An 11,560-nucleotide genomic window follows, 5' to 3' on the forward strand; every position below is an offset into this window, starting at 1 on the left:
ACGGGCGTTCACCGTCTCGTGAGACCGCAGCGATTGACGCGGCCCGCGAGCCGGTGCACCCACAGGCCCATGGTCCAGCCTTCACGCCGCACGATCATCCAGGGCCTCGCCGGCGCACTCGTCGCCGGCGGCTCGGCACAGGCGCTCGCCGCCGCCATCACGGCACCGCACAACCGCGTGCCCAGCGAGCTCGTCAACGAGATCGCGCTCCTGCCCATCCGCATCGCGGTGGGCAGCGCCCAGCCCGACATCACGATCGTCGAGTTCTTCGACTACAACTGCCCTTGGTGCCGGCAGTCGTGCCGGGACGCGGCCGCCCTTCTCAAGAGCGAGCAGGACCTCGCCTATGTTCTCGTCAACTATCCGATCCTGAGCGAGCAATCGGTCGAGGCGGCGCGCATCGCCCTCGCCTTTGCCGAGATGCGGCCGGCGGCGGATTATTTCGAGCTGCACCAGCGCATCTTCGGCCTCAAGGGCCGCATCGATGCGCAGCGCACCTTCGACATCGCCGCCACCTTCCCGCTCGACAAGCACGAGCTCCTGAAGCGGGCCGATTCGGAGGCGGTGACGAACGCCCTGGGCCAGGCCGTGACGCTCGGCTCCGACCTCGGCTTCAACGCCACCCCCTCCTACACGGTGATGACGGAGGCCTTCCACGGCTTCGTTCCCCTCGCCGACAAGCGCGCCGTCATCGCCAACCTGCGCGCCTGCGAGGCCGTCACCTGCTGAGCGGCGTCAGAACCGGTAGCTGACGCCCGCCCGGACGAGATGGTTGGTCAGGTCCCCCTTCACCCGGGCGCCGTCGCCGAGCACAATCTTCTGGCCGCCATAGCGCACGAAGTCGTATTCCGCCCGCAGGGCCAGGCGATCGGTCATCGCATATTCGACGCCGCCGCCGAGGAGATAGCCGCCACGCCAGCCATCGCGCGTATGGCCGTCCTTGACGTCGATGTTGGACCGGGCATAGCCGGCGGTGGTGAAGACGAGGAGCCGGCCGACGGCAACACCCGCACGGAGCTTGGCCGCGAGCATCCAGCTCTGGTCGATGCGTGCGCCGCCGAGCGCCGGGCCCGAGCCGCTCTTGCCGCCGAGATAGGCGGCCTCGAGCTCGCCGCCGAGCGCGAACAAGCCGAGCTGCGTGAGATAACCGGCATGCACGCCGCCGGTGAAGCCACCCTCGGACCTGGCGCCGCGGCCGAAGCTCGCCCGCCGGTAGCCACCATTGACGCCGATGTAGGCGCCGCTCCATGTGAAGGTGGGCGGCGCAGCATAGGACGACGTCGTGTCGTAGAGGCGCGGGGCGGGGTCCGCGGCGAGAGCCCCGGCGGTGCCGGCGAGGACGAGGGCCGGGACGGCGAATATACGCAGATGCATGAAAAGTTGCTCCAAGTGGGAGGAATGCGGCGGCCATGGCCTGCCGCTGCGCCGTCCCGTGCAGGACGCGCCGCAGCCGGCCATTGCGTTGCGGGCGGCGGCAGGGATGGGGGCCCTGCGCGCCGCGCCGGCTGCGGCGCGCATCAGACCGTCGGGACGGCACTGACGAATGCTTCTCTCGCCGCCGGGCATTGCCGCTCCATTACGGAACGGATGCTTCCTTCGGAAAAAGCAGCGAGACCCGTGCGCCGCCCTCCTCGGCCTCGCCGATGGTGACGGTGCCCCCATGCAACGCCATGACCTGCGCGACGATGGCGAGGCCAAGCCCGGCGCCGGCGCCCGCCCCGGCGCGCGCGAAGGGTTTCATCACTTCCGCCCTGAGGGCCTCGGGCACACCCGCTCCGCGGTCCGTGACAGCAATCTCACCATGGGCCACGCTGACGGTGACGAGCCCGCCGCCGTGACGAACGGCATTTTCGACAAGGTTGGTCAGGGCCAGTCTCAGCGCCATCTCGCTGCCGGTGACGATAACCGGCCGCGGCGCCTCGAGCGCCAGCTCCGTGTCCGCGGCGAGCGCCGCCGGCGCCTGCTCCGCCACGACCATGCGCGCCAGCGCCACGAGGTCCACGCGCGCCCGCGCCAGGGGCTGGCCGGACAGGCGCGCCAGATGCAGCAATGTCGCCACGATGCCCGACAGGCGCTGCACGTCCGCGATCAGCTCGGCCCGCAGGCCGACGTCCCGCACGCGCTCGAGGCGCATCCGCATCCTCGTCAGCGGCGTGCGCAACTCGTGAGCGGCGTTCGACAGAAAGGTCCGCTGCGCCTGCGCGGCGGCGTCGATCCGCTCGAGCGCTCGGTTAAAGGCGCCGGCGAGCGGCCTGAGCTCCGCCGGGGCCTGCGCCGCCGGCAGCCGTCGGCCGGCCGGCAGCCCGTCGATGGCTTCGGCCGCGCCGGCCATGGCGTGGACCGGCCGGGCGATCAGCCGCGGGATGGCCCAGACGGCGGCGATCATGACGAGCAGGAGGAAAACGCCATAGGCGACGATCAGCGGCGTATTGTGGCCAAAGCCGAACAGCAGTTCCTCGATCAGCGAGAAGGTGACGCCGCCGAGCTCGATCATCACCGGGCCGGCGCGTGTCTCCTCGCTCGCGGCATAGCCGAGCAGGCGCCTCTCGCCGACGACATACTCGAACTGCGCATGGTCGATCCGCCCGGCCCAGCCCTGCAGCCAGGCTCCGGCCGGTGGCTGCGCCGGTCCGCCGGAGACGGCCTCGTCGCCCGCGCGCACAACGTACCAGAAGAACGGCCGGTCCGCTTCCAGCGCGGCGAGCGCCTTGCTCGCTTTCAGGATGAGGCGGCCGTCCGCGTCCCGGTCAACGGCGTCGCGCAGGATACGCGCGGCATATTTTGAGCCTTCGGGCGACTTGTCGGGATCGCCGATGGTGACGAGCACCGAGATGAGCAGGACAGTGACGCCCACGAGGAGTACGGCCGTGAGGCATGCCACGGCCACGCTCGCGCGGAAGGTGATGGAGCGGGGCAACCTCACGACGCGCTCAGCATGTAGCCGACACCCCGCACCGATCGGATGACGACCTCGCAATCGGCCTCACGCAGCCGGCGGCGCAGCCGCGAGACGTGCGAGTCGAGCGCGTTCGACTGGATATCGTCGTCGAAGCAATAGACGGCGCCCTCCAGCGCCTCGCGCAGGACGACGCGGCCCGCCCGGCGCGCGAGCAGTTCGAGCAGCGCAAGTTCGCGCCGCGGCAGTACGATCGGCGTATCGTCGCGGTGCACCGAACGCTGCACGCTGTCGAAGCGCAGGTTGCCGACGCGGATGACGGTGTCGCGCGCCGCCGAGAGGCGCCGCAGGACGGCTCGCATGCGGGCAATGAGCTCCGCCGGCTCGAAGGGCTTGCCGACATAGTCGTCGGCACCGCCGTCGAGGGCGTTCGCGATCTCCTCGGGGTCGTCGAGGGCGGTGAGGAGGATGGTGCCCGGCTGGGGGCGGAGCACCCGCAGTTCCGCCAGGAGGCTCATCCCCTCACCATCCGGCAGTTGCCGGTCGATGACGACGAGATCGAAGGCGGCGACGGCGATCGCCGCCCGCGCGTCCTCGAGCGAGGTCACGAGGTCGCACGGCCCGAGCGCCTGCGTCAGCGTGGCGCGCAGCCACGCCCCGAGTTCGGGATCGTCTTCGATGACGAGTACACGCATGATCAGCCCCTTGATCCGCCGCTCCCGCATTGGCGGCGCAACATTACGCCAGCATGACTGGCCACCCGCCGCGCGCGCCGGGCAGTGCAGCCCTGCGCGGGCGGACTGGCCATCCGCGGCCGTTCGTCCTATTGGCTGGATGCACAAAAAAACGGCTTTCCGATACGGTGCGCCGCAACGGAAGCGGAGGAAACATGACGCAGCAGGCGAGCGCCCTGCCGCAGCGCGACGTCCGCATCATCGGCCTCGTCGGCGCGGCCCATTTTGCGAGCCACTTCTTCCAGCTGGTGCTGCCGCCACTATTCCCCTTCATCCGTGACGGGCTCGGGGTCAGCTATACGCAGCTCGGCGTTGCGATGGCGGTGTTCTATGCCGTCTCCGGCATTGGCCAGGTGGCCGCCGGCTTTCTCGTCGACCGCTACGGCCCGCAGCGCATCTTGCCCGCGGGCATCGCGCTCTTCGGCCTCGCGACGATCCTCGCCGGCCTCGCACCTGCCTATTGGATGCTGATCGTCGTCGCGATCGTCGCCGGCCTCGGCAACTGCGTCTTCCATCCGGCCGACTTCTCGGTGATGACGGCGCGCGTGACACCCTCGCGCCTTGCCCGCGCCTACAGCATCCACACGGTCTCCGGCACGCTTGGCTGGGCGGCGGCGCCGGTGACGCTGCTTCTCCTCAACGACCTCCTCGACTGGCGCATGGCGCTCATCGTCACCGGCGCGGCCGGCATCGTCTTCGCGCTCTATGTCGCCACGCAGCACCTGTTCCTGCGCGTCGCGCCCCATGAGCCTCATGCCGCCGACTCGGCAAGGCCGCCACAGGGCTCCCCCAGTACGGCGCAACTGCTCTTCGCCGCACCGGTCGTGCTGTGCTTCGTCTATTTTACCCTGCTGTCGATCGCGCAGACCGGCATGCAGAGCTTCCTGCCGAGCCTGATGCCGCACGTACAGGCGATCACTTTTGCCTTCGCGACCACCGCCACGACGGTCTATCTCGTCGCCAGCGCCACCGGCTCGCTCATCGGCGGCTTCCTCGCCGACCGGACGAGCAATCACGAGCGCATCGTCGGCGGCGGCCTCGTCGGCGCCGGCGTGCTCACGCTCGCGCTCGGCTATATCCCGCTGGCGCTCGCCACCGCCTTCGCGACGGTGGCCGTGGCGGGCTTCCTCACCGGCATCACCATTCCCTCGCGCGACATGCTGGTGCGCTCGGCGACGCCGGCCGGCTCGACCGGCAAGATCTTCGGCTTCGTCTATTCCGGCCTCGACCTCGGGGCGATGCTGGCCCCGGTCGCGATCGGCCTTTTCCTCGATGGAGGGCAGGCGCATCTTGCCTTCGCCTTCATGGCGGCGGCGCTGATCGGCACCATCACCGCGGCCTTCCTCGTCAAGTGGGGCACGCGCCGGGCCGCCGTGCGGGTGACGAACATATAAAGACTTCTTTATGTCTTTATTGCCTGCGGGCGGCGCGGCTGCTATAGGTCGCGCCGAACCTAACGCCGTACTGAAATCACGGATCGTCGCGCCATGACCCAGGACTATATCGTCAAGGACATTTCGCTGGCCGAGTGGGGCCGCAAGGAGATCGCCATCGCCGAAAGCGAGATGCCCGGCCTCATGGCCGTGCGCGAGGAGTTCGGCCCGAGCCAGCCGCTCAAGGGCGCCCGCATCGCCGGCTCCCTGCACATGACCATCCAGACCGCCGTGCTGATCGAGACGCTGAAGGCGCTCGGCGCCGACATCCGCTGGGTGTCGTGCAACATCTATTCGACGCAGGACCATGCCGCCGCGGCCATCGCCGCCGCCGGCATCCCCGTCTTCGCCGTCAAGGGCGAGACGCTGAAGGACTACTGGGACTACACCGCCAGGCTGTTCGACTGGCACGGCGGCGGCGTGCCCAACATGATCCTCGATGATGGCGGCGACGCCACCATGTTTGTCCATGCCGGCGTGCGCGCCGAGGCGGGCGACACCGCCTTCCTCGACAAGCCCGGCTCCGAGGAGGAGGAGATCTTCTTCGCCCTCATCAAGCGCATGCTCGTCGAGAAGCCGAAGGGCTGGTTCGGCGAGGTCGCCCGCTCCATCAAAGGCGTGTCCGAGGAGACGACGACGGGCGTGCACCGCCTCTACATGCTGGCCAAGGAGGGCAAGCTCCTCTTCCCCGCCATCAACGTCAACGACTCCGTGACGAAGTCGAAGTTCGACAATCTCTACGGCTGCCGCGAGTCGCTCGTCGACGGCATCCGCCGCGGTACGGACGTGATGATGGCCGGCAAGGTGGCCATGGTCGCCGGCTTCGGCGACGTGGGCAAGGGCTCGGCCGCCTCGCTGCGCAACGCCGGCTGCCGCGTCATGGTGTCGGAGGTCGACCCCATCTGCGCCCTGCAGGCGGCGATGGAGGGCTACGAGGTGACGACGATGGAGGACGCCGCCCCGCGCGCCGACATCTTCGTGACGGCCACCGGCAACAAGGACGTCATCACCGTCGACCACATGCGCGCCATGAAGGATCGCGCCATCGTCTGCAACATCGGCCACTTCGACAACGAGATCCAGGTCGCCGGCCTCAAGAACTTCAAGTGGCACAACGTCAAGCCGCAGGTGGACGAGATCGAGTTCCCCGACGGCAAGCGCATCATCCTCCTGTCGGAGGGCCGCCTCGTGAACCTCGGCAACGCCACGGGCCACCCCTCCTTCGTGATGAGTGCCTCCTTCACCAACCAGACGCTGGCGCAGATCGAGCTCTTCACCAAGCAGGGCAAGTACGAGAAGACCGTCTATACGCTGCCCAAGCATCTCGACGAGAAGGTCGCGATGCTGCACCTCGCCAAGATCGGCGTGAAGCTGTCGAAGCTCTCGGACGAGCAGGCGGCCTATATCGGCGTCACGCCGCAGGGCCCGTTCAAGCCCGAGCACTACCGCTACTGACACCGGCGTTCTCCACACGCATCCACATGGATCGCCCGGTGGCCGCCACCGGGCGATTTGCCTTTTGTTAACCACTTCCTGCAGAAGTCGTTGAAACGCTACAGTGGCTCGATTCGCGGCCTGGGCGAGCGCGTGCGCGCGGCGGCGGAAGCGAGGATCGGACGATGCAGGGAGCAACGAGGGCTGGCGAACGGCGGGGGGCGCATTCCTCCTGTGCGATCCCCGCGCTCTCGTCCATGGGCCTTGCCATGAGCCTCGCCGGCCTCCCTGCGCCCGCCGCGGCTCAAGGGCTCGCGCCGCTCATCAGCCGCGCCGCGCCGCAGGATTTCGCCGGCCTAGCCCTCGTGCTTGGCCTGATCGCCTTCGCCACCACCACTGCCCTCGTACATCTAAGGGAGCGCCGCCGCTGGGCGCGACAGGAGGCGCTGCTCGCCGGGGAGAACGAGGAGCTACGCGCTCGAGCCGACCGTGTCGCCATGCTGGTCGCCACCGAGCCGCAGCTGCTCGTTAGCTGGCACGGGCGCGATGCCGAGCCGCAGATAGAAGGCGACGTCGGCATCCTCGGTGAAGGCGCCTCGGGCCGTCGGGTGCTCGCCTTCGGCTCCTGGCTGCCCGCGGCCGGGGCGCAGGCGCTGGAACGGGCGCTGGAGCGCCTGAAGGAGCGCGGCGAGCGCTTCCAGATGAATCTGAGGGCCACCAGCGGCGCTTATTACGAGGCCGAGGGCCGGGCCATTGGCGGCCGTGCCGTGCTGCGTTTGCGTGAGGTCACAGGCGACCGTCTCGACCTGCTGCGCCATCGCGACGCCCTCGCCGAAGCTCAGGCGGAAAGGCGCGCGCTCGCCGGCGTGCTCGATGGCCTGCCCGAGCCTGCCTGGCGTCGGGATGCCGAAGGCAGGCTCATCTGGGTCAATCGCGCCTATGCCAAGGCCGTCGAGGCGGCCGATCCTGCCGAGGCGGTGAGCCGCGGCCTCGAATTGCTTGATGCGCCGACACGCAAAGCCATGGAACGCCAACGTGCGGCGGGCGCAACCTATCGCGACCGCGTCACCGCTGTCGTGGCCGGGGCGCGGCGGGTGCTGGACGTGACCGAGACGCCGAGCGTCGACGGCACCGCCGGCATCGCCATCGACGTGTCTGAGCTCGAAGCCGTCCGCTCCGATCTCGAGCGGCAGATGGCGGCGCATGTGCGGACGCTCGACCAGTTGCCGACTGCCGTCGCCATCTTCGATGCCGGCCAGCGTCTCACCTTCTGCAACGCCGCCTATCGCGAACTGTGGCAGCTCGACGCCACCTTCCTCGAGGCCGGCCCGACGGACAGCGAGGTGCTCGATGAATTGCGCGCTCGCCGCCGGCTGCCCGAACAGGCTGACTTTCGCGCATGGAAGGCCGACGTTCTCGCCGCGCACCGCTCGGTCGAGCCGCAGGAGCACTGGTGGTACCTGCCGGACGGGCGCACCCTGCGCGTCCTCGCCAACCCCAATCCGAAGGGCGGCGTCACGTACCTGTTCGACGACGTGAGCGAGCGCTTCAATCTCGAATCGCGCTTCAACGCCCTGCTCAGCGCCCAGGGCGAGACCCTGAACTCCCTGCGCGAGGGCGTCGCTGTCTTCGGCTCGAACGGCCATCTCAAACTCTGCAACCCGGCCTTCGGCCACCTGTGGCAGCTCTCGGAAGACGTGCTGGCCGACCTGCCGCACATCGACGACGTGATCCGTCTGTGCGGCCTACTGGCCCCGCGGCAGGAGGCCTGGGACGTCATCCGCGGCGCCGTCGCCGGCGTGCACGACACGCGCACCGGCTTCGCTGCGCGCATGGACCGGCGCGACGGAACGGTCATCGATTGCGTCACCGCGCCATTGCCGGATGGCTCGACCCTCCTCACCTTCACCGACGTGACGGCGAGTGTAGAGGTGGAGCGGGCGCTGAAGGAAAGGAACCAGGCGCTCGAACAGGCCTCGCGCCTGCGCGAGGACTTCGTCCACCACGTCTCCTACGAACTGCGCTCGCCGCTGACCAACATCATCGGCTTCGTGCAGCTGCTCGATGCCGAGACGGTCGGCCCACTCAATGACAAGCAGCGCGAATACGCCTCGCATATCACCAAGTCCTCGGCGGCCTTGCTCGCCATCATCAACGATATTCTCGATCTCGCCACGGTCGACAACGGCGCCATCGCCCTCGCCTGCGAGGAGATCGATATCCGCGAGACGATCGATGCCGCGCTCACCGGCCTGCAGGACCGCTTGGCAGAGCGCGACATCGGGGTCGCCATCGACGTGCCGGCCGACATCGGCCGCTTCGTCGCCGATGCCAAGCGCGTGCGTCAGGTGCTGTTCAACCTGTTGTCGAACGCCATCGGCTTCTCCGATCCCGGCCAGACCGTCACCGTCACGGCGCGCCGCGAGGGCGAGGAGGTCGTCTTCACGGTCAGCGATACCGGGCGGGGTATCGCGCCGGAGGTTCGGGCCCGCGTCTTCGACCGCTTCGAGAGCCACACCCTCGGCTCCGGCCACCGCGGCGTCGGGCTCGGTCTCTCCATCGTGCGCTCCTTCGTCGAGCTGCACGGCGGCACGGTGGCGCTCGATTCGGCGCCCGGCCGCGGCACCACAGTGACCTGCCGCTTTCCCCGCGTGCCGAGCCGCGCGGCAGCGGAGTAACGAGTTGGCTTTCGAGTGGACGAGACGATGGTGAGTTCTCCCTTCCCGGCCGGGCAGGCTGCGGCTTCCGGCACGCGCGGCGGCGGCGAGGCGGCGACGGCTACCTGGCAGCTCGACCTGCCGAACGAGGCCGCGACGCAGCGCCTCGCCGAGGTGCTGTGCGAGGAGCTGAAGGCGGGCGATCTCGTCACTTTGTCGGGGGACCTCGGTGCAGGCAAGACCACCTTCGCCCGCAGCCTCATCCGCACCCTCGCGGGCGATGCGGGCCTCGAGGTGCCGAGCCCGACCTTCACCCTGATGCAGCTCTACGACACCGCGTGCCCGCCGGTGGTGCATGCCGATTTCTACCGGCTCGGCGGCGCGGATGAGCTCACCGACCTCGGCTGGGAGGAGGCCTGCGAAGGCGCACTTGTCCTCGTCGAATGGCCGCAGAAGGCCGAGGAGGCCCTGTCACCCGACCGGCTGGACATCGCCTTCCATCTCCTGCCGCACGAGCATCCCGGGCGCCGCCGGATCGTGATGACCGGCTACGGCCGCTTCGCGCCGCGGCTCTTCCGGTTGCGCGCGATCCGCACATTGCTCGACGCTGCCGGCTGGGGCGACGCCGAGCGCCGGCACATCCAGGGCGACGCCTCCTATCGCGAATACGAGCGCCTCATCAGGCCGGACGGCGCAACCGCCGTATTGATGATCTCGCCGCCCCGGCCGCCGGGCCCCGTGCTCCGCGGCATCAAGCCCTATCCGATCGCGGCGAAGCTCGCCCTCACCGTCCATCCCTTCGTCGCCGTCGACAAAGGTCTCAGGGCCCTCGGCTTCAGCGCACCGGACATCTACGCCGCCGATCTCGACACCGGCCTCCTGCTGCTCGAGGACCTCGGCAGTGAGCCAGTCATCGCCGACGGCTCCCCCATCCCGGAGCGCTACCGCGAGGCGACCCTGCTGCTTGCGAAGCTCCACGGCACCACCTTGCCGGACGTCCTGCCCGTGGCAGACGGCATCGATCACGTCATCCCGCCCTACGACCTCGAGGCGCTGTTGACGGAGGTCGAGCTCATCATCGACTGGTATGCCCCTCACATCGGCGGCAAGGCCTTGTCCGCCGTCGCCCGCGCTCAGTTCAACACCTTGTGGACGCGCCTGCTGGCGGATGTCGTGACTGCCCCCTCCACCTGGACGCTGCGCGACTTCCACTCACCGAACCTCATCTGGCTGCCGGAGCGACAGGGGCTCGCCCGACTCGGCCTCCTCGACTTTCAGGATGCTGTCCTCGGCCACCCGGCCTACGACCTCGCAGCCTTGCTGCAGGATGCGCGCGTCACCGTGCCGGCCGAGCTCGAACTGTCGCTGCTCGGCGCCTATGCCCGGGCCCGGCAGGGGCAGGATCCGGACTTCGACGTTGGCGGCTTCGCCGCCGCCTATGCCGTCCTTGCCGCCCAGCGGGGCACCAAGCTGTTCGGCACCTTCGCGCGCCTTGCCAAGCGCGACGGCAAGAGCATCTATCTCAACCACCTGCCGCGGCTCAGGACTTATCTGGTGCGCAACCTGGCCCATCCGGTGTTGTCCGAGCTGCGGCTCTGGTATGAGACGCACCTGCCGGCGCTCGTCGCCGACACCTGACCTTTCGCGATGCGAACACGATGAGCCGCCCTGCCGCCATGCCTCGCCGCACCATGCCTCGCCGTGCCATGATCCTTGCAGCCGGGCTCGGCAAGCGCATGCGCCCGATCACCGCCACGACGCCGAAGCCACTCGTGCGCGTGGCGGGGCGCTCCCTGCTCGACCGGGCGCTCGACAGGCTCGCGGCCGCTGGCGTCGAGGATGTCGTCATCAACGTCCATTATCTCGCCGACCTCGTCGAGCAGCACGCTCGCCGGCGCAAGGGCGGGCCGAAGGTGCACATCTCCGACGAACGGCAGAAGCTCCTCGACACCGGCGGCGGCATCCGCAAGGCGCTGTCCCTCCTCGGCGAGGAGCCGTTCTTCCTCGTCAACAGCGATACCTTGTGGCTTGAGGGCCCGCTGCCGAACCTCGACCTCCTGGCCGACGAATGGGACGCTCAGCGGATGGACATCCTGCTGCTGATGGCCCCGACTGCGACGAGCCTCGGCTACGACGGACGCGGCGACTTCTCCATGGATGCCGCCGGCCGCCTGACGCGCCGTCCCGAGCGCGAGGTCGTGCCGTTTGCCTATGCGGGCGTCGCCATCGTCAAGCCGCAGCTCTTCGCCGACGCGCCGGAGGGCCCGTTCTCGCTCAACCGCATTTTCGATGAGGTGGCGGAGCGGGGCCGGCTTCACGGCGCACGCATCGAGGGCCAGTGGCTGCATGTCGGCACGCCCGAGGCACTGCGCGCGGCCGAGGCCCGCTTCGCCACGACGGACTGAC

Annotated in this window: 9 protein-coding genes; 6 read left to right on the forward strand and 3 right to left on the reverse strand. The window is 69.2% G+C overall.

The annotated features are described in order from the left end of the window. Nucleotides 1-69 precede the first annotated feature (69 nt). Nucleotides 70-729 carry a DsbA family protein gene (locus tag BOQ54_RS00215; protein ID WP_071923016.1) on the forward strand — a complete coding sequence of 220 codons (660 nt, stop codon included), beginning with the start codon at nucleotides 70-72 and terminating at the stop codon, nucleotides 727-729. A 6-nt stretch (nucleotides 730-735) separates the two neighbouring features. Here the strand turns inward: BOQ54_RS00215 and BOQ54_RS00220 are convergent, their stop codons facing one another. From BOQ54_RS00220 to BOQ54_RS00230, 3 genes are all read right to left on the reverse strand, one after another. Beyond that, nucleotides 736-1,374 carry an outer membrane protein gene (locus BOQ54_RS00220; protein ID WP_071923017.1) on the reverse strand — a complete coding sequence of 213 codons (639 nt, stop codon included), beginning with the start codon at nucleotides 1,372-1,374 and terminating at the stop codon, nucleotides 736-738. 202 nt (nucleotides 1,375-1,576) lie between these two features. Then, nucleotides 1,577-2,923, reverse strand: coding sequence for a sensor histidine kinase (locus tag BOQ54_RS00225; RefSeq protein ID WP_145979695.1), 1,347 nt, complete (start codon nucleotides 2,921-2,923; stop codon nucleotides 1,577-1,579). Beyond that, nucleotides 2,920-3,591, reverse strand: a complete 672-nt coding sequence (locus BOQ54_RS00230) for a response regulator transcription factor (RefSeq protein ID WP_055459631.1) — start codon at nucleotides 3,589-3,591, stop codon at nucleotides 2,920-2,922. The genes BOQ54_RS00225 and BOQ54_RS00230 overlap by 4 nt, the downstream gene beginning before the upstream one ends. A gap of 194 nt (nucleotides 3,592-3,785) precedes the next feature. Between BOQ54_RS00230 and BOQ54_RS00235 the strand changes: the two genes are divergently transcribed. The 5 genes from BOQ54_RS00235 (at nucleotide 3,786) to BOQ54_RS00255 (ending at nucleotide 11,559) form a co-directional block, all read left to right on the forward strand. Further along, nucleotides 3,786-5,024 carry an MFS transporter gene (locus tag BOQ54_RS00235; protein ID WP_071923019.1) on the forward strand — a complete coding sequence of 413 codons (1,239 nt, stop codon included), beginning with the start codon at nucleotides 3,786-3,788 and terminating at the stop codon, nucleotides 5,022-5,024. A gap of 93 nt (nucleotides 5,025-5,117) precedes the next feature. Beyond that, entirely contained in the window at nucleotides 5,118-6,518 is a 1,401-nt protein-coding gene (gene ahcY, locus BOQ54_RS00240; protein ID WP_055459412.1) for an adenosylhomocysteinase, read from the forward strand. A gap of 164 nt (nucleotides 6,519-6,682) precedes the next feature. Then, nucleotides 6,683-9,175 carry a sensor histidine kinase gene (locus tag BOQ54_RS00245; protein ID WP_071923020.1) on the forward strand — a complete coding sequence of 831 codons (2,493 nt, stop codon included), beginning with the start codon at nucleotides 6,683-6,685 and terminating at the stop codon, nucleotides 9,173-9,175. A gap of 27 nt (nucleotides 9,176-9,202) precedes the next feature. Beyond that, nucleotides 9,203-10,792 (forward strand): tRNA (adenosine(37)-N6)-threonylcarbamoyltransferase complex ATPase subunit type 1 TsaE, encoded by a 1,590-nt coding sequence (gene tsaE / locus BOQ54_RS00250; protein WP_245316255.1) that lies wholly within the window; start codon nucleotides 9,203-9,205, stop codon nucleotides 10,790-10,792. Nucleotides 10,793-10,812: 20 nt separating this feature from the next. Then, entirely contained in the window at nucleotides 10,813-11,559 is a 747-nt protein-coding gene (locus BOQ54_RS00255; RefSeq protein ID WP_186438005.1) for a nucleotidyltransferase family protein, read from the forward strand. Nucleotide 11,560 lies beyond the last annotated feature (1 nt).

Source organism: Chelatococcus daeguensis (assembly GCF_001887265.1).
GTDB lineage: Bacteria > Pseudomonadota > Alphaproteobacteria > Rhizobiales > Beijerinckiaceae > Chelatococcus_A > Chelatococcus_A sambhunathii.